A 17,180-nucleotide genomic window follows, 5' to 3' on the forward strand; every position below is an offset into this window, starting at 1 on the left:
CACGCCTCGCAGCGGCATGCCAGACAGCAGGGGGAAGGTGGACCCGGTGTTCAGCAGAGTGCGCAGAATCCTCGGCCAGGAGCGCGCCACCGCCCCGGCGGCGCACCAGCCCCGGCCCCGCCCCCGGCCGCACAATCTGTTCGAGGCCGCCGCCACCCATGTCGCGGCGTGCGCGGAGGACGACCAGCGGCAGGCCGACGAGGCTGCGGGCTGGGTCTCACCGGAGGCGCTCGCCTTCGGTATCAGCGAACTCGCCTGCCGCGCGGTGATCGCGCTGGCCCGGGAGCGCGACGAGTCTCCGCAGGCCGTGGCACGGACCCTGCTGGGGCTGCCCTCACTGTGACGAGCGGCTGCCCGCGCTGTGACCACCGGCTCCCGGCTGTGTGACCACCGGCTCGGTTCCGGAGTCTCGACGTCCGCGTTACTCACTGGTTAGGGTGCGCCGACAACGGACCGTATGGGGAGGTGCGCCGTGGCCGGAACGGACGACTCCGTGGACGACGACCCGCTGTATGTGCTGACCGCCGCGCTGCTCACTCCCGCGCGCTTCCCCGCCGTACTCGGCGACGACTATCCGGAGGCCTGCGCCGCGCTGGGCCTTGACCCCTACGACCGGGGATACGGGCTGGTCATGGGCCAGGACGGCGGTGGCGCCCGCTGGACGGTCGTGATCGACGACGTCTCCCTGGTCGCCGTCGCGATCGCATCCTGGGACTGCGGTATGGAGTACGACCTGTCACCGGGGGAACGGACCGTGGTCTGCGCGCTGCCCGGCTGGCCGGTCGCCCTGTCCGTACGCGCACCCGGCCTGCCCGCGCCGCACGATCCCGCGCAGGAACCCGGCTGCGAGGAGGACGACGACTGGCCGGTGCTGACACCCCCCGACACCGAGAGCTGGGGCCCGGCGCAGCGCCGCCTCGGCGCGGACGAGATCGCCCTGCAGTGGGCCTCATGGCGGGAACGGCTCGCCGGGGTGCCGATCGCGGAGCCCAAACCCCCGGACCCCGCGAAATCCCCAAAGATCGACGCCAAGGACGTCGTCGACCCGGAGGGCACCGGAGAGAACACCGGCGAGAAGCCCATGCCCGCCGGGCATCCGGGCATACGGCGCGTACTGAAGGAACTCCACGGCTATCTGGACAAGGCCCCGCCGCTCGGCCGCGTCCGCTCCAGCTTCGCCCCGGGCGACGCCCGGACACTCCGCGCCGACGGCCCCGGCTGGTCCTTCGTCGCCAGGACCGACGACATGGCATTCGTGCTGCTGGACGAGGAGCCGGGCGAGGCCCTGCCGATCGGGCGCGGCACCGAACTCCCCGCGCTGCTCGCGGCCCTCGACGACATGGCCGTACGCCCGGCCTGACCCCGGCCCGGCCCGACAGGACCGTACGACCCCACGACCCGACGAGCCGCCCGGCTCAGCGAGCCCGTACGGATCTCAGCCGGCTCAGCGGCCTATCTCCTTGCGGCTGATCCTGCGCAGCCTCCGTCGCTGCGACGGGTCCAGCATCAGATACGCGGCCGTGGGCACTCCGAGCACCACCAGCAGCGAGAACCAGAATCCGATCAGGGGCCACAGAAGAAGGCCTACGGCCACTCCCCCGATGGCGATCTTCGCCTTTGTCGACATTCGACGCCTCCTTCGCGGCAGAGCCGCTCTGCTCGGTGAACGCGCACCGGCGTCCGCCAGTTCCACTATGCGCCCGCGCGCAGCGGTTCGCCGACGTCGCGCATGTGTCCGAGGGCCTGCCGGTACGACTCGATCAGCCCGGTCTCGGTGTACGGGACGCCCAGCGCCCGGCAGTGCGCACGCACCAGTGGCTGGGCGAGCCGCAGATGCGGGCGGGGCATGCTCGGGAAGAGGTGGTGCTCGATCTGGTAGTTCAGCCCGCCCAGGAACCAGTCGGTGAGCACACCGCCGCGCACATTGCGCGAGGTGAGGACCTGCCGCCGCAGATGGCCCCAGTCCGCGCAGCTCTCGGGGTCGGGCATCTCCATCCCCTTGTGGTTGGGCGCGAAGGCCATCCCGAGGTGGAGTCCGAGGAGCATCTGGTTGATCATCGCGAAGACAAGGGCCTGGGCGAGGGTCATGGTGGTCAGCAGCAGCGTGAGATACGCGGCAACGTGAGCGGCGAGCAGCAGGCCCTCCACCACGCGGCGCCGGGGCGCCATCGAGCCGTCTCCGCCGGAGAAGACAGCCCGGAAGCCGTACGCCTTGAGGGCGACACCCTCCAGTGTGGTCAGCGGGAAGAACAGCCAGGCCTGGTGCTGGGTGAGCCAGCGGCGCAGCCCCGAGCGGCCCACGGCCTGGTGCTGGGTGAAGACCAGGATGTCCGCGGCGACATCCGGGTCCTTGTCTATGTGGTTGGGGTTGGCGTGGTGCCGGTTGTGCTTGTCGTTCCACCACTCCTGGCTCATTCCCAGCAGCAGATTGGCGTGGACGAGCTGCACCAGACGGCCGCGCCCCCGGTCCGCGGTGATCTGGGCGTGTCCCGCGTCATGGCCGATGAACGCCATCCGTGCGGAGACGACGGCCAGCGGCGGTGCGAGGAGCAGCGTCCACCAGGACGGTCCGAGGAGTGCCATCCCGGCGATGATCGCGCCCAGGAAGAGGAAGTTGACGGTGATACCCCGGGCGTACCAGGCGACCCGGCGCTCCAGGAGGCCCTGTTCCTTGACCGTCCGCATCAGGGGCGCGAAGTCGCTGCCGCCCGCGCGGCCCGGCGCGGCATCGGGTATGGGCTCCGCGACGGTGGCGGTGACGGTGTGGGGCATGTGGGTCTCCGGTCTATCGGCCGATGTCCAGCGGGGGAAAGGTCGCGCAACGCGCTGACCTCTTGAAACGTACGGGGAGGGGACGCCGGCGACCATGTGGCCACCACCCGGAAGAGATGGGGGTTACCCCGGGGCCGACGGTGGTGCTGGCTACACCCGGCCGGTCTTGGCGTGAGTCAGGTCACGGTGGTGCCGCTCCCGCGTGGCTTCGCGGTGAGGTACCCTCGGCGGCTCCGACCCGCAGTAGTCAAACTTGAGGAATGCGTCTTCGCTGTGCACAGGCTCCCCGCGGCAACGCTCTCCCGGATCTCCGAACTCGCCCGCTGCTCCACGGTCTTTCTCCCCGCGGACCCGGCCCGTACCGGCCGGACGGCCCACTGGCACCCCGACGGCGCGGAGCCACCGTCCGCACTGGGCTCCGTGGAGGAGCTGGCCGTCGTCGACACCTGTGGCCACCCTCTCACGGTCAGAGCACTGCTGATGCCCGTGCCGGCCTCGCTTCCGCTGCTCACCAGGGCCCGTACGCACGCGGATGCCTCACCGTCGACGGCCTTCTGGGGCGCGGCCGCGCTGCTCGCGCTGCACTTCGCGGCACGTGGACGGCTGCTGCCGGGGCTCACCGGTACGGACCATGACGCCTGGCGGGCCGGGCCGCTGACGGCCGAGGATCTGGAGCGGATCCGTGCGCTGGCCGCCGCGATGCCGCCGTCCGCGCACGCCGTACCGCTCCCCGCGGCACAGCCGGGGCCGCTGATGCTGCCCGCGCCCGAAGGGCTGTTGCGGGATTTCCTGGACGCGGTCGTCGACACGCTGCCCCGTACACCTGCCGCCGAACTCGCCGCCGCGGGGCCCGCGTTCGCCGCCGGGCCGGCGCGCCGGTTTCCAGGACTGCGCGGCTGGGCCGCAGATGTGGCGGCCGGTCATGACGCGGGCGTACGGCTGTCGCTGCGCGTCGAACTGCCGGGGCTCGCGGACGCCGCGCCGCCGGGCCCCGAACTCCCGGACGGCGCGGGGGATTTCACGGGGGATGTCGCGCTGCCCGCCTTCCGCGCCGTACTCCAGATGTACAGCGCCGCGAATCCCACGGTCGTCGCCGACGCCGCCACCGTGTGGTCGGGTACAGGTGCTGGTACGGGCGCGACAGGCAAGGGTGCGGGTACGGGTACGGGTACGGGATCCGCCGGTACCGGTACGGCCTTCGGCCCGCGCGCCCGGATGGACGCGCTGCTCGCACTGCGCCGCGCCGCCCGCGCCTGGCCCCCGCTCGCCCCGCTGCTCTCGGCCGCCGTACCCGACGCCATCGAACTCGCGGACGAGGACATCACCGATCTGCTGGGCGAGGCGTCCGTCGCGCTGGCCACGACCGGCATCCAGGTGCACTGGCCGAGGGAGCTGGCCCGTATCCTGACGGCCCGCGCGGTCATAGGCCCTTCCGACACCGACACCGACACCCAAGGCACGAGCGAGAACGAACAGCGATCCAGCAGCGGCCTGCCCGCCTTCCTCTCGGCCGATGCCCTTCTCGCCTTCAACTGGCAGTTCGCGCTGGGCGGTCAGCGGCTCACCCCCGCCGAACTGGACCGGCTCGCCGAAGCCGGCCGCCCCGTGGTCCGGCTGCGCGACCAGTGGGTGCTCATCGACCCCGCCGAGGCCCGGCGCGCCCGGGACAGCCGGGACCACAAGATCACTCCGCTCGACGCGCTCGGCGCCGTACTGACCGGTTCCACCGAGGTCGAAGGGCGCCGGGTCGAGGTCGAGGCGTCCGGCTGGCTCGCGCGGCTGCGCGACCGGCTCGCCGATCCCGAGCGGACCGGCGGGACGGAGCAGGAGATCGGCCCGCCCGCCGGGCTCGACGCGACACTGCGCGACTACCAGCTCCGCGGCCTCAACTGGCTGCACCGGATGACCTCGCTCGGTCTCGGCGGCTGTCTCGCGGACGACATGGGCCTCGGCAAGACCATCACCCTCATCGCGCTCCATCTCCACCGGCAGACCGACGCCTCGGCCGCGGGTCCGACCCTGGTGGTCTGTCCCGCCTCGCTGATGGGCAACTGGCAGCGCGAGATCGAACGGTTCGCGCCCGGTACGCCCGTACGCCGCTTCCATGGCGCCACCCGCGGCCTGGAGGCCCTGGCGGACGGCGAGTTCGTCCTCACCACCTACGGCACGATGCGGCTCGACGCGGCCGGGCTCGCCCGCACCGACTGGGGCATGGTCGTCGCGGACGAGGCACAGCACATCAAGAATCCGTACTCCGCCACCGCCAAGGCGCTGCGGACGATCGGCGCCCGGGCCAGGGTCGCGCTCTCCGGCACCCCGGTGGAGAACAACCTCTCCGAGCTGTGGGCGATTCTCGACTGGACGACCCCCGGGCTCCTCGGCCGCCTCGGCACCTTCCGTACCCGGTACGCGCGGTCCGTCGAGAGCGGCGACGACCCGGCGGCGGCCGAGCGGCTCGCCGCTCTGGTCGGCCCGTTCCTGCTGCGCCGCCGCAAGTCCGATCCGGGCATCGCGCCGGAGCTGCCGCCCAAGACGGAGACCGACCGGGCCGTCTCCCTCACCACGGAGCAGACGGGGCTGTACGAGGCGCTGGTACGGGAGACCCTCGCGGCGATCGGCGCGGCGGGCGGGATGGAGCGCCGCGGGCTGATCGTCAAACTGCTGACCGGGCTCAAGCAGATCTGCAACCACCCGGCGCAGTTCCTCAAGGAGGAGCACCCGCGCATCGCGAACCGCTCCGGCAAGCTGGAGCTGCTGGACGAACTGCTCGGCACGATCCTCGCGGAGGGCGCGAGCGTGCTGGTCTTCACGCAGTACGTACGGATGGCGCGGCTGCTCGAACAGCATCTCGCGGCGCGCGGAGTGCCGACACAGTTTCTGCACGGTGGTACGCCGGTCGCCGAGCGCGAGGCGATGGTGGACCGGTTCCAGAACGGTGAAGTGCCGGTCTTCCTGCTGTCGTTGAAGGCGGCGGGCACCGGGCTCAATCTCACCCGGGCCGAGCATGTCGTCCACTTCGACCGCTGGTGGAACCCCGCGGTGGAGGCTCAGGCGACGGACCGCGCGTACCGCATCGGGCAGCACCGGCCCGTACAGGTGCACCGGATGATCACCGAAGGCACGATCGAGGACCGGATCGCCGGGATGCTCGCCCGCAAGAAGGAACTGGCCGACGCGGTGCTGGGCTCCGGCGAGGCGGCGCTGACCGAACTGACCGACGCCGAGCTGGCGGATCTGGTGGAGCTGCGAGGGGGCGCGCGATGAGCAGTACGGACAACAGGAACGGCCAGGGTACCGAGGGCGGTTGGGGCGGCGCGGACGGCCGGGACGACGTCGAGCGGACCTTCGCGGCGCCCGCACCCGTGCGGGGCCGCGGTTTCGCGCACACCTGGTGGGGCCGGGCCTGGCTGAAGGCGCTGGAGGAGACCGCACTCGAAGGCGAACCGCTGAAGAAGGGGCGGAAGCAGGCCCGCGCGGGCGCCGTCGGCGCGGTGTCCGTACGGCCGGGCCGGATCACCGCGGTCGTCCAGGACCAGGACGGCAGCGCGTACCGCAGCGATGTGCTGTGGCAGCCGCTGAGCGACGAGGGGTGGGACCGCTTCCTGGACATGGCGGTGGACCGGGCGGGCCATATCGCGGCGCTGCTGGACCGGGAGATGCCGCCGCACCTGGTCGAGGACGCGGCGGCGGCCGGGGTCGAACTGCTGCCCGGAATCGGCGACTTGGAGCCGGAGTGCGGCTGTGAGGCATGGGACCACTGCGCGCATTCGGCGGCGCTCTGCTACCAGATGGCGCGGCTGCTGGACCAGGATCCGTTCGTCCTGCTGCTGATGCGGGGCAGGGGCGAGCGCCGGCTGCTCGACGAACTCCAGATGCGCAGTGTGGCGCGTGCGTCGCGGGCCGCCGGAGCCGGTACGGACGAGGAGGCGGGGGACACCGAGGTGCCGGTCACCGAGACCGCGGGGGTGCCCGCGGTGGCGGCCTTCGCGGTACGGGACAGCCTGCCGCCGCTGCCCGCTCCCCCGCCGCTGCCCGGGGAGGCGGGGCAGCCCCCGGCCCTCGACACCGGCACGGATCCGGCGGGCGAGGCGGACGCGGACGCGCTGGAGTTCCTGGCTGCCGACGCGGCGGCGCGGGCGCTGCGGATGCTGTCCGACGCGCTGGCACCGGGGCATGAACACCAGCCGCTGGAGCCCGAGTTGACGGTACGTCAGGATGCTGTCCGGCTCGCGGCGACGACCTCCGACACCCGGTTCCTGGCCCGGCTCGCCACCGGCACCGGCACCGGCACCGGCCGGGAGCGCGCCGAGCTGGACCGCGCCGTACAGGCGTGGCGGTACGGGGGCGCGGCGGGCCTCGCCGTACTGGAGGAGGAGTGGACGCCGGAACCGGAGGCCCTCGCGCGGGCGGAGGCCGCTCTCCACGCGGCCTGGGAGGACGACGAACGCCCCCGCCTGCTGCCCCTGGGCGGTGGGCGCTGGTCCCTCGCCGGCACACCGGCCCAACTGCGCTACGCCCCCGACGGCCGCTGGTGGCCCTACCGCGAGACCCCTGACGGCCACTGGACCCCGGCCGGCCCACCGGACCAGGACCCGGCGGCCGCTCTGGCGGAGGCGCCGGCCCAGGGGTGACGGCAGAGGGGTGACGGCGGCGGTGCTGCCCCCGGGACCGCCGGGTCTGGCCGACGGAAGCTCTTGTCGGGCGGTGCGGGTGCGGTGACGATGAGCGGATCCGGCCGGGCACGTGCCCCGCCCGCTCCGCTCGCGGTGCGGACCCGCCCCGGGCTCATTACTGTCAGTACCGGAGAACTACGGTACGTGTCCGAGCCGGGCCGGACCGCGTCGCGTGCTGTCCGGAACCGGAGGAGCCGTCATGCCTGAGCTGTCGCTCGGACAGCAGAGCAGGGACAACAGAGACAACAGTAAAAAAGGGGACAACGAGGAGGCGGCCAAGTCCTCCGATGTCACGCCCGACAAGTCCTTCGGCATCACGCCCGAGTTGACCCGTACCCTCTGTCTCTTCCTTCTCTTCCCCCTCGGTGTCGCCTTCGCCGGGTCCGGCCACTGGTGGGCATGGCCGCTGACGTTCCTCGGCCAGCTCATGGTGGCGCTGTGCTTCTGCGAGCTGGCCGCCCGCCATCCCACCGCCGGCTCGGTCCACCACTGGTCGACGGTGCTCGGCGGACCGCGCACCGGCCGGCTCGGCGGCTGGGCGGCGTCGGCGGCGGCCGTGTTCGCCCTCGCCGCGGCGGCTCTCGCGTACCAGATCGCGCTGCCGCCGATCTCGGACTTCTTCCAGTTCGCGGGGAACGGCACGGGGCGTACCGACGCGGCGGAGAACGCCGTGCTGCTCGGCTCGGTCCTGATCCTCTTCACCACACTCGTCCATGCCTTCGGGGCAGGCCTGATGTCCCGGATCAGTTCCGCCGGAGTGGTGGTCGAACTGGTCGCCGCCCTCACCCTGGTCGGGCTGCTGGCCGCGTACCTCACCCATGGCCCGGGGGCGACCACCCGGACGGACGGGTTCGATGTCGGCCAGTCGCTCGGGCATGCGGGTGCCCTGCTGACGGCCGCGCTGGCCGCCGCGTATCTGCTGTACGGATCCGGTACGGCGTCCGCGTCCGACGAGGAGCCCCACAACTCCCGCACCGCCCCCAGCACGCCGCGCGCGATCCTGCGCCCCCTCGTGGCCGTCTTCCTGACCGGCGGACTCGTCCTCCTGTACGCGCTGCTGTCCGTGCCCGAACTGCGTTCCATGAGGCTGTCCGAGGGCGGCCTCCGCTTTGTCGTGCTCTCCCCGCTCGGTCCGGACATCGGCGAGATCGTGCTGTGGTGCGTGATCATCGCCGTCACCCTGTGCGCGCTGGCGGTGCACGCGGCCGCGATCCGGCTGACGGTCGCACTGGCCCGCGACACCGCCCTCCCCGCCTCCGCGCATCTCGCCCGGATCAGTCCGCGCTCCGGAACTCCGGTGATCGCGGCGGCCGTCACCGGTCTGCTCGCCGTCGTGATCCTCGCGGTCAATGCCCAGCAGCCACGGATCTTCCCGGTGCTGAGCAGCATCGCGGTCATCGTGATCCAGCTCGCCTGTCTGCTGGTCACGGTCCCACTCCTGGTCCGGCGGCTGCGCGGCGCCCCGCCGCCGGCCGAAGGGCGGTCCCCGGGCGAAGGGCAGTCCCCGGGCGATGAGGCCTTCTCGCTCGGCCGGTTCGGACTGCCCGTCAATCTGCTGGCCGTGCTGTGGGGGCTCGGTATGACGGTCAGTCTCGCCTGGCCGCGCTCCGAGGTGTACGACGCGGTGCCGCCGTTCCACTGGTATCTGCGCTGGGGCGGGGTCCTGTTCGTCGGGGCCGCCGTCGCCTGCGGCTCTACGTACTACTGGCTCGTCCGGCGCGAGCACGCCACCGCGCCCATGGCTGCCGCACCGCCCACCGACGGCGGCGCGCCCGCCGTACCGCACCCCGCGTCCGGACCGCCGCGACCGCAGCGGCCCGTTCGCACCGTACCCGTTCCCACTGTCGAATCCGCGGCGTCCGGCAGCGGGCGGCGCGACAACCGGGAGGCCACAGACATGACCTGTTACGCAGCACCGGGCAGCGAGGGCGCGATCGTCTCGTACGCGTCGCGCTACGACCACTGGATCGGCGGGGACTACGTCCCGCCCGCCCACGGCCAGTACTTCGAGAATCCGAGCCCGGTCAACGGCCGCGCCTTCACCGAGATGGCCCGCGGCACGGCCGACGATGTCGAGCGCGCGCTGGACGCGGCACACGGCGCGGCGCCGGGCTGGGCACGGACCTCGGTGTCGGAGCGAGCCAATGTGCTCAACCGGATCGCGCACCGGATGGAGGAGCATCTGGAGGAGCTGGCGGTCGCGGAGAGCTGGGAGAACGGCAAGCCGGTACGGGAGACCCTCGCCGCCGACATTCCGCTGGCCATCGACCACTTCAGGTATTTCGCGGGTGCGCTGCGTGCCCAGGAGGGCTCGCTCAGCCAGCTCGACGAGGACACCGTCGCGTACCACTTCCATGAGCCGCTCGGGGTGGTGGCGCAGATCATCCCGTGGAACTTCCCGATCCTGATGGCGACCTGGAAGCTGGCGCCGGCGCTGGCCGCGGGCAACACCGTCGTACTGAAGCCGGCCGAACAGACCCCGGCCTCGGTCCACTTGTGGATGGGCCTGATCGCGGATCTGCTGCCGCCGGGTGTCGTCAACATCGTGAACGGTTTCGGGACCGAGGCGGGCAAGCCGCTGGCGTCGAGCCCGCGCGTGGCCAAGATCGCGTTCACCGGCGAGACCGCGACGGGGCGGCTGATCATGCAGTACGCCTCGGAGAATCTGAAGCCGGTCACCCTGGAACTGGGCGGGAAGAGCCCGAACCTCTTCTTCGACGACGTCTGGGCCGCGGACGACGACTTCCGCGACAAGGCGCTCGAAGGCTTCACCATGTTCGCGCTGAACCAGGGCGAGGTGTGCACGTGTCCGTCGCGGGCGCTGATCCAGGACGGGCACTACAGCGAGTTCCTGGAGGCGGGCGTGGCCCGCACCGAGGCGATCGTGGCGGGCAACCCGCTGGACACGGAGACGATGATCGGCGCCCAGGTCTCCAACGACCAACTGGAGAAGATCCTTTCGTATCTGGACATCGGGCAGCAGGAGGGCGCGAAGACCCTGACGGGCGGTGAGCGGATCGAGTACGACGGCGAACTGGCCGGCGGCTACTACGTCCAGCCCACCATCTTCCAGGGCAACAACCGGATGCGGATCTTCCAGGAGGAGATCTTCGGCCCGGTGCTCGCGGTGACCTCGTTCAGCGACTTCGACGACGCGGTCAAGACGGCGAACGACACCTCGTACGGCCTCGGCGCGGGCGTCTGGACCCGCGACATGAACACCGCGTACCGCGCGGGCCGCGCGATCCAGGCAGGCCGCGTCTGGACCAACTGCTACCACACCTACCCGGCCCACGCGGCCTTCGGCGGCTACAAGCAGTCGGGCATCGGCCGGGAGACCCACCGCATGATGCTGGACCACTACCAGCAGACGAAAAACTTGCTGGTGTCGTATTCGCCGAAGAAGCTGGGCTTCTTCTAGGCCCAGAGAAAGGGCGCCTGACCAGGGTATTTACTGGTCAGGCGCCCTTCGAGGCACACGTCTGGGCAGTCAGTCGAAATGCACCCCTACTCCCAAGCTGTTGGCGTGGTTCCGCGCCTCGGCCAGGAAATTCGCGTAGTAGCGGAAGAGGCCCTGGATGCTCTGTCCAGCCCTACGCGCGCACTCTGCGGGGTCGACACCGGATGCAAGCCGGAACGAGATTCCTGCGTGGCGCAGGTCGTAGGGGCTTCGTCAGGTCAAGGGCGTGCTCGTCGAGCGAAATAACAGCCTCACGCGCTCGCCCCCAGGTGATGCCGTACGCCGAGGCGTCGATGTAGTTCCTCTCTGCGTTGTGGAACAGGCGTCCGTCGGGTGCAACGCCGGAGCTTCGTATGTGTTCGCGCAGCACACGAACGAGCACTGGAGGAATCGTCGCTGGTCAGGAGCCTGTTTAGGACATGGTCTTGGCAACTGGACCCGCACGGGATACGTCATGCCGTGTAGGAAAGTCGCGATCGCAGGCCACCCTCATCCAACTCCGATCAGGTCGGCCGCCTTCTCCGCGATCATCACGGCGGCAGCGTTGGTGTTGGTCGAGACGATCGTGGGCATCACCGACGCGTCGGCGACGTACAGGCCCTCCACGCCGTGCACCCGCAGCCTCGGGTCGACCACGGACGTGGAGTCGACGCCCATCCGGCAGGTGCCTGCTGCGTGCCCGTAGGACTGCACGGCCTCGCGGACGAATGCTTCCACCGCCGCGTCGGACGCGCCCAGGAGGGCGTGCGGCTCGGCGCGCCAGGCGTCGAACGCCGGCATCATGCTCAGGTCGAGGGCCTGGCGGACTCCAGTGACCAGGGCGCGCAGGTCGCCGGGCTCACGCAGGTAGCCGAAGTCCAGCACCGGCGCGACCGTCGGGTCGGCGCTGCGCAGGGTCAGCGTGCCGACGCTGGAGGGTTGCATGTGCCCGACGCCGAAGGTGAATCCGTTCTCGGGGACTTGCTGCCAGGGGTTCGCGAACGGCGCGTGGATGAACACGACCTGGAGGTCGACCGAGGCCCGCCCCGGTTCGCTGTCGAGCAGCAGGGTGACCTCACCGAGATTTGCCGACGGCGGTGGCAGCGGCTGCGCGGCCCGCACGGTCAACCCGGCCAGGATGATGTGGTCGAGCAGTCGCGCCCCGACGCCCGGGCTGTCCACCCGGACCTGGACCCCGACGTCGGTGAGGTGCTTGGCCGGACCGATCCCTGAAGCCATCAGCAGGTGCGGGCTACCGATGGCACCGGCGGCGAGCACCGTGCGCTGGGCCCGGACCTGGACCGGGCGGCCGGCGCTGACCAGGTTGACCCCGACGCAGCGCTCTCTGTCGAGGTCGATCCCCGTGACCAGCGCCGAGGTCATCAGGTCGAGGTTCGGACGCGCCAGTGCCGGGTCCAGGTATGCCGACGCGGTGGTCTGTCGGACGCCGTCGACGATCAGCAGGTCGTGACTGGCGGCACCCCGCAGCCGCGCGCCGTTGAGGTCCTTGACGACCGGGAATCCCGCCTGCTCGGCCGCGTCGAGGTAGGCCCGGGAGAGCGGGTGCAGCGTCGGCGAAGGCCTTGGACGCAGCGGCCCGGAGCCGCCTCTGTGCGTCGGGTCGTCGCCGTGGTGCACCGAGGTCTCGCAGCGCTTGAAGTACGGCAACACGGACTCGTAGTCCCAGCCGACGCAACCATCGTGGGCCCAGGTGTCAAAGTCCGAGCGGTCGCCACGCAGGAAGGCCATCGCGTTGATGCTGCCGGTGCCGCCGACGATCCGGCCACGCGGGATGTCATGGACGTGTCCCGTCTCGGCCTGGACCTCGGACTCGTAGGCCCAGTCGACGTCGGTGCCACGCAGGCAGGGCCAGATGGGGGTCCGGGTGATCCGGTCGCTGGTGTCCTCGACACCGGCCTCGACGAGGAGCACCCGTGTCGACGGGTTCTCGCTCAGCCGGGCGGCGAGCACGCAGCCGGCGGTCCCTGCCCCCACCACGACGACGTCGTAGTCGAGGATCGCGCTCACAGCGCGACCACGACGGTCTTCGTCTCGAGGTACTCCTCGAGAGTCTCGCGGCAGGTCTCCCGGCCCCAGCCGGACTCCTTGGTGCCCCCGAAGGGCAGCGCGGAGTCGGCGGCCTGGTAGCAGTTCACCCAGACCTGGCCGGACTCGATCGCCGCAGCCATGCGGTGCGCGCGCGAGATGTCCTTGGTCCACACCGCGGCACCGAGGCCGAAGCGGGTGTTGTTCGCGAGGGCGAGCACCTCCTCCTCGGTGTCGAAGGCAACTGCGGAGACGACGGGACCGAAGATCTCCTCGTGCATGATTCGCGCTTCGGGGGCGGCATTGATGAGCACGGTCGGTTCGACGAAGTAGCCGCCGTCGTATCCCTGGCCGGTGGGCGCCTTGCCACCGGTGACCAGCTCGGCGCCCTCGTCGATGCCGATCTTGATGTAGTCCAGGACCCGGTCGCGGTGCTCGGCCGAGATCAGCGGGCCCATCTGAGTGCCCTCGGCGGTGCCGCGTCCCAGCCGGATGGAGGCGGCGTGCTCGCCGAGGCGGCGTACCACCTCGTCGAAGACGCCGCGCTGCACGTAGAGACGGGAGCCGGCGATGCAGCTCTCCCCCTGCGTCGCGAAGGCGGCGGCGGCCGCGCCCGCGACGACGGCGTCGAGGTCGGCGTCGTCGAAGACGATGTTCGGCGACTTCCCGCCGAGCTCGAGCGAGACCCGCTTGAGGTTGTCGGCGGCCGCGCGGACGATGTCCTTGCCCGTCGGCACCGAGCCGGTGAAGGTGACCTTGTCCACGCCCCGGTGGTGCGAGAGCGCGGCGCCGGCGACCTCGCCGAGGCCGGTGACGTAGTTGATCACTCCCGGCGGGAAGCCCGCCTCCATGGTCAGCTGAGTCAGCGCCGCGATGGACAGCGGGGTCTGCTCGGCAGGCTTGACGACGATCGTGCAGCCGGTGGCCAGGGCAGGTGCCAGCTTCTTGATCGCCATCAGGAGAGGCAGGTTCCACGGCACGATCGCCGCGACGACGCCGACAGGCTCCTTCAGCGTGTAGGCATGGAAGGTGCCGCCGTGGCCGGCCGGGTAGGAGATCGGGATGGTGTCGCCGGTGATCTTGGTGGCCCAGCCGGCGTAGTACCGGAGTACGTCGACCGAGAATGGGATGTCGAAGTAGCGCATCTCGTCCATGGGCTTGCCGCTGTCGACCGAGTCGATCGCCGAAAGTCTCTCGACATCGCGCTCGACGAGATCGGCCAGCTTCCAGAGCAGCCGGCCGCGTACCTGCGGCGTCATCGTGCGCCACGGTCCCGCGGGGGCGAGTGCGGCACGTGCCGCGGCCACCGCGGCGTCGACGTCGGCCGGCTGCGCGGCAGGCACTTGGGCGATCACCCGGCCGTCGGCCGGGTCGTGGACGTCGAAGGTCTCACCGCCTTGCGCGGTGACCCATTCGCCGCCGATGAACATCCGGGTGGCGGCGTCGATGTCCGCCTCGAGCAGGGGAGTGAAGGGGGAAATGGCAGTCATGACCGTACCTGGTTGTCGATGGGACGAAGCGAACGAGGGCGAGGTGGTCAGGCTAGGGCGAGCCGGACGCTGATGCTCTTGACGTGGGAGTAGTGCAGCAGCGCCTCGATGCCCTTCTCCCGGCCGTAGCCGCTGAGCTTGTGGCCACCGAAGGGCATCTGCACCGACTGGGTCGACCAGGAGTTGACGTAGACCTGGCCGGCCTCGATCGATTCCGCGACCCGGAAGGCACGGGAGATGTCCGCGGTAAAGACGCCACCGACGAGACCGAAGTCGGAGTCGTTCGCGATCGCGACCGCCTCGTCCTCCGTGTCGAACGGGATCACCGCGAGCACGGGCCCGAAGACCTCCTCGCGAGCTACCGTCATGTCGTTGGTGACGCCGGTGTAGACGGTCGGTTCGACGTAGAAACCGCCCTCCCGGCCCGGCACCGTGGCGACATGGCCACCGATCACGGGGGTCGCGCCCTCCTCGACGGCGACCTTGAAATAGCGCTGCACCGTCTCGTACTGGTCGCGGGTGATCATCGGACCGAGGTTCTCCCCAGGCCGTACGGCGGCAGCGACGCGGGCGACTGCCTCGACGAACGTGTCGTGCACGGATCGCTCGACCAGCAGGCGGGTGCCGGAGGAGCACACCTGTCCGGCGTTGGTGACGAAGGCACGCACGGCCTCGCTCGCCGCGGACTCCAGGTCGGCATCGGCGAAGACGATGTTGGCCGACTTGCCGCCGAGTTCGAGAGTGAGCGGCAGTACCCGGTCGGCGGCGATCCGCCCGATCTCCTGGCCGACCCGCACGGAACCGGTGAAGGCCACCTTGCGGACCAGGGGATGTTCGACGATCGCGGTGCCGACCTCGCTGCCGCGGCCGAGTACGACGTTGAGCACCCCGTCGGGCAGGCCCACCTCGGTGGCGATCCGGGCCAGCTCGAGCGTCGTACGCGACGTGGATTCGGCCGGCTTGGCGACGACGGTGTTGCCGGCAGCCAGCGCCGGTGCACACGCCCGTGCCGCCTGATTGATCGGCAGGTTCCACGGAGTGATCACCCCGATCACCCCGAAGGGCTCACGACGGGTGTAGACGTGCAGATCAGGCTGGATGTCGAGGACGTCACCGGTCGGCAGGTTGACCAGACCGGCGTAGAACTCGAAGTAGTCGGCGCTGCCTCGGATCTCGGCCGCCGACAGTTCCAGCGGCTTGCCGGTGTCGGCGGACTCGAGTTCGGCAAGCCGGTCGACATCGGCGCGCAGCCGGTCCGCGACGGCCGAGAGCAGCCGACCGCGCTCCATCGAGGCGTACCGGCGCCAGCCGGGGGCCGCCGCGGCAGCCGCACGGACGGCCAGGTCGACATCGGCCGCACTGCCCAGACCGGTCTCAACTCCGGCGCCACCGGTGGCGGGGTTCTCGCCGGGGCGCGAGGTGGCCGCGGCCACCGTCTTCCCGTCGATCCAGTGCGTCAGCACCGCATCGTTCTCGCTCAACGCTGTGCTCCGATCAGCTCGTACATCTGGGTGTGGTCGGTCTCGGCGGAGACCGCGGCGGCGATCCGGCTCCACTGTCGGGCCACCTCGTGGGCGACCTCGGCCTCCTGGTGGAGGTCGTCGGCCAGGTCGACGGCGATGCCGACATCCTTGGCCATCAGTTGGAGGGCGAAGCCGGACCCGAAGGTGCCGCTCGTCATGAACTGGATGACCTTGTTCTCACTGGTGTTGGAGCGGCCCGAGGAACTGTTCAGCACCTCGGTCATGGTCTCCGGGGTGATGCCGAACCGCTCCCCCAGCTGGAGTGCCTCGACCGTGACCGAGATGGTCGCGGCCGAAACGAGATTGTTCAGCGCCTTGGCGGCGTGGCCCGAACCAACCGGTCCGACCATGATCACCGTGGAAGCGAGCGGCTCGAAGACCGGCACCAGCTGGTCGAGATCGGACCGCTCCCCTCCGGCCATCACGGCCAGCCTCCCGGCGACGGCACCGCGGACACCACCGGAAACGGGCGCGTCCACGAAGCGCAGGCCTGCCCCGGTCAGCCGGGCGGCCAGCGCCCGGGTACGCGTCGGTACCGAGGAACTCATGTCCACGACGAGCGTTCCGGGTCGCAGTACGGCGGCGACACCGTCGGTCTCGAGCACGGCCTCGACGACCGCACTGTTGGGGACCATCAGCACCAACGCGTCGACCTCGCCGTACGACGACGGGCCCGTCGCGGCGGCGGCACCGGGGTGCTCGTCGACGAAGCCGGCGACCGCCTGCTCGTCGAGATCGCCGACGACGAGGGCGAAGCCGGCCCGGTGCAGCAGGGAGGCCATCGGCGTACCCATCTTCCCCAGGCCGATGAAGCCCAGGGTCCGCAGTTCGCTCATTTCGACTCGGAGTCCATCTGGGCGATGACCTCGGCGGCGAGACGGAAGGCCTCGAGAGCAGCGGGACCGCCGCAGTAGAAGGCGGTCTGCATGAGGACCTCCTTGATCTGCTCGACGGTGACGCCGTTGTTGATCGCGCCACGGACGTGCGCCTTGAGCTCGTGGCCGCGGTTGAGGGCGGTGATCATCCCAAGGTTGACGAGGCTGCGCTCCTGCAGCGTCAGGCCGGGGCGGTTCCAGATGTCTCCCCAGCAGTACTGGGTGACGTACTCCTGCAGGTCGCGGGAGAAGTCGGTGGCTGCGGCCAACGAAGCATCCACGTGCGCGTCGCCGAGCACCTTCCGACGCATCGCGATGCCCTGGTCGTACAGGTCCTGGTTCATGGGTCCCTTTCCGGGGAT

Annotated in this window: 12 protein-coding genes and 1 pseudogene; 6 read left to right on the plus strand and 7 right to left on the minus strand. The window is 70.8% G+C overall.

Features of this window, described 5'->3' with window-relative positions; all coding sequences use genetic code 11:
- The first annotated feature begins 46 nt into the window (after nt 1-46).
- Both ACFU9P_RS01760 and ACFU9P_RS01765 read left to right on the plus strand, forming a co-directional pair.
- On the plus strand, nt 47-343 hold the full coding sequence (locus ACFU9P_RS01760; RefSeq protein WP_376376536.1) for a hypothetical protein: 297 nt from the start codon (nt 47-49) through the stop codon (nt 341-343).
- 129 nt (nt 344-472) lie between these two features.
- Entirely contained in the window at nt 473-1,360 is an 888-nt protein-coding gene (locus tag ACFU9P_RS01765) for a hypothetical protein (protein WP_384077098.1), read from the plus strand.
- 84 nt (nt 1,361-1,444) lie between these two features.
- Here the strand turns inward: ACFU9P_RS01765 and ACFU9P_RS01770 are convergent, their stop codons facing one another.
- Together ACFU9P_RS01770 and ACFU9P_RS01775 are read right to left on the minus strand one after the other, a co-directional pair.
- Nucleotides 1,445-1,627: a hypothetical protein gene (locus tag ACFU9P_RS01770; protein ID WP_376376540.1), complete on the minus strand. Its 183-nt coding sequence runs from the start codon at nt 1,625-1,627 to the stop codon at nt 1,445-1,447.
- 65 nt (nt 1,628-1,692) lie between these two features.
- The gene (locus ACFU9P_RS01775) at nt 1,693-2,772 is read right to left on the minus strand and encodes a fatty acid desaturase family protein (RefSeq protein WP_384077101.1); all 1,080 of its coding nucleotides are present in this window, start codon (nt 2,770-2,772) and stop codon (nt 1,693-1,695) included.
- 273 nt (nt 2,773-3,045) lie between these two features.
- On the opposite strand from ACFU9P_RS01775, the gene ACFU9P_RS01780 reads away from it, so the two are divergent.
- The 4 genes and pseudogenes from ACFU9P_RS01780 to ACFU9P_RS01795 all read left to right on the plus strand — a co-directional run bounded on the left by ACFU9P_RS01780 (nt 3,046) and on the right by ACFU9P_RS01795 (nt 10,866).
- Nucleotides 3,046-6,036: a DEAD/DEAH box helicase gene (locus ACFU9P_RS01780; RefSeq protein WP_384077103.1), complete on the plus strand. Its 2,991-nt coding sequence runs from the start codon at nt 3,046-3,048 to the stop codon at nt 6,034-6,036.
- On the plus strand, nt 6,033-7,403 hold the full coding sequence (locus ACFU9P_RS01785) for an SWF or SNF family helicase (RefSeq protein ID WP_384077105.1): 1,371 nt from the start codon (nt 6,033-6,035) through the stop codon (nt 7,401-7,403). The genes ACFU9P_RS01780 and ACFU9P_RS01785 overlap by 4 nt, the downstream gene beginning before the upstream one ends.
- A 241-nt stretch (nt 7,404-7,644) precedes the next feature.
- A pseudogene (locus tag ACFU9P_RS01790) lies at nt 7,645-9,087 on the plus strand (APC family permease); the annotation flags it as partial.
- A 255-nt stretch (nt 9,088-9,342) separates the two neighbouring features.
- Nucleotides 9,343-10,866, plus strand: a complete 1,524-nt coding sequence (locus tag ACFU9P_RS01795) for an aldehyde dehydrogenase family protein (RefSeq protein WP_384077896.1) — start codon at nt 9,343-9,345, stop codon at nt 10,864-10,866.
- Between the two features lie 528 nt (nt 10,867-11,394).
- On the opposite strand, the gene ACFU9P_RS01800 is transcribed toward ACFU9P_RS01795, so the two are convergent.
- Genes ACFU9P_RS01800 through ACFU9P_RS01820 form a run of 5 tightly spaced genes read right to left on the minus strand, consistent with a single transcriptional unit; the run spans nt 11,395 to nt 17,162 of the window.
- A complete protein-coding gene (locus tag ACFU9P_RS01800) occupies nt 11,395-12,912 on the minus strand; it encodes a GMC family oxidoreductase (protein WP_384077107.1) in 1,518 nt (505 codons plus the stop codon).
- Nucleotides 12,909-14,420, minus strand: coding sequence for an aldehyde dehydrogenase family protein (locus tag ACFU9P_RS01805; RefSeq protein ID WP_384077109.1), 1,512 nt, complete (start codon nt 14,418-14,420; stop codon nt 12,909-12,911). Before ACFU9P_RS01805 ends, ACFU9P_RS01800 begins: the two co-directional genes overlap by 4 nt.
- A gap of 47 nt (nt 14,421-14,467) precedes the next feature.
- The gene (locus ACFU9P_RS01810; RefSeq protein WP_384077111.1) at nt 14,468-15,901 is read right to left on the minus strand and encodes an aldehyde dehydrogenase family protein; all 1,434 of its coding nucleotides are present in this window, start codon (nt 15,899-15,901) and stop codon (nt 14,468-14,470) included.
- Nucleotides 15,898-16,779 carry an NAD(P)-dependent oxidoreductase gene (locus ACFU9P_RS01815; RefSeq protein WP_384077113.1) on the minus strand — a complete coding sequence of 294 codons (882 nt, stop codon included), beginning with the start codon at nt 16,777-16,779 and terminating at the stop codon, nt 15,898-15,900. The genes ACFU9P_RS01810 and ACFU9P_RS01815 overlap by 4 nt, the downstream gene beginning before the upstream one ends.
- Entirely contained in the window at nt 16,776-17,162 is a 387-nt protein-coding gene (locus tag ACFU9P_RS01820; RefSeq protein ID WP_384077115.1) for a carboxymuconolactone decarboxylase family protein, read from the minus strand. The genes ACFU9P_RS01815 and ACFU9P_RS01820 overlap by 4 nt, the downstream gene beginning before the upstream one ends.
- Between the last annotated feature and the right edge of the window lie 18 nt (nt 17,163-17,180).

This window comes from Streptomyces sp. NPDC057617 (assembly GCF_042800555.1).
Taxonomy (GTDB): domain Bacteria; phylum Actinomycetota; class Actinomycetes; order Streptomycetales; family Streptomycetaceae; genus Streptomyces.

What these genes read in the sequence shown, in the direction of transcription:
- ACFU9P_RS01805 (WP_384077109.1), bottom strand. Translation starts at nt 14,420, where the DNA reads ATGACTGCCATTTCCCCCTTCACTCCCCTGCTCGAGGCGGACATCGAC.
- ACFU9P_RS01795 (WP_384077896.1), top strand. Translation starts at nt 9,343, where the DNA reads ATGACCTGTTACGCAGCACCGGGCAGCGAGGGCGCGATCGTCTCGTAC.
- ACFU9P_RS01785 (WP_384077105.1), top strand. Translation starts at nt 6,033, where the DNA reads ATGAGCAGTACGGACAACAGGAACGGCCAGGGTACCGAGGGCGGTTGG.
- ACFU9P_RS01770 (WP_376376540.1), bottom strand. Translation starts at nt 1,627, where the DNA reads ATGTCGACAAAGGCGAAGATCGCCATCGGGGGAGTGGCCGTAGGCCTT.
- ACFU9P_RS01815 (WP_384077113.1), bottom strand. Translation starts at nt 16,779, where the DNA reads ATGAGCGAACTGCGGACCCTGGGCTTCATCGGCCTGGGGAAGATGGGT.
- ACFU9P_RS01820 (WP_384077115.1), bottom strand. Translation starts at nt 17,162, where the DNA reads ATGAACCAGGACCTGTACGACCAGGGCATCGCGATGCGTCGGAAGGTG.
- ACFU9P_RS01775 (WP_384077101.1), bottom strand. Translation starts at nt 2,772, where the DNA reads ATGCCCCACACCGTCACCGCCACCGTCGCGGAGCCCATACCCGATGCC.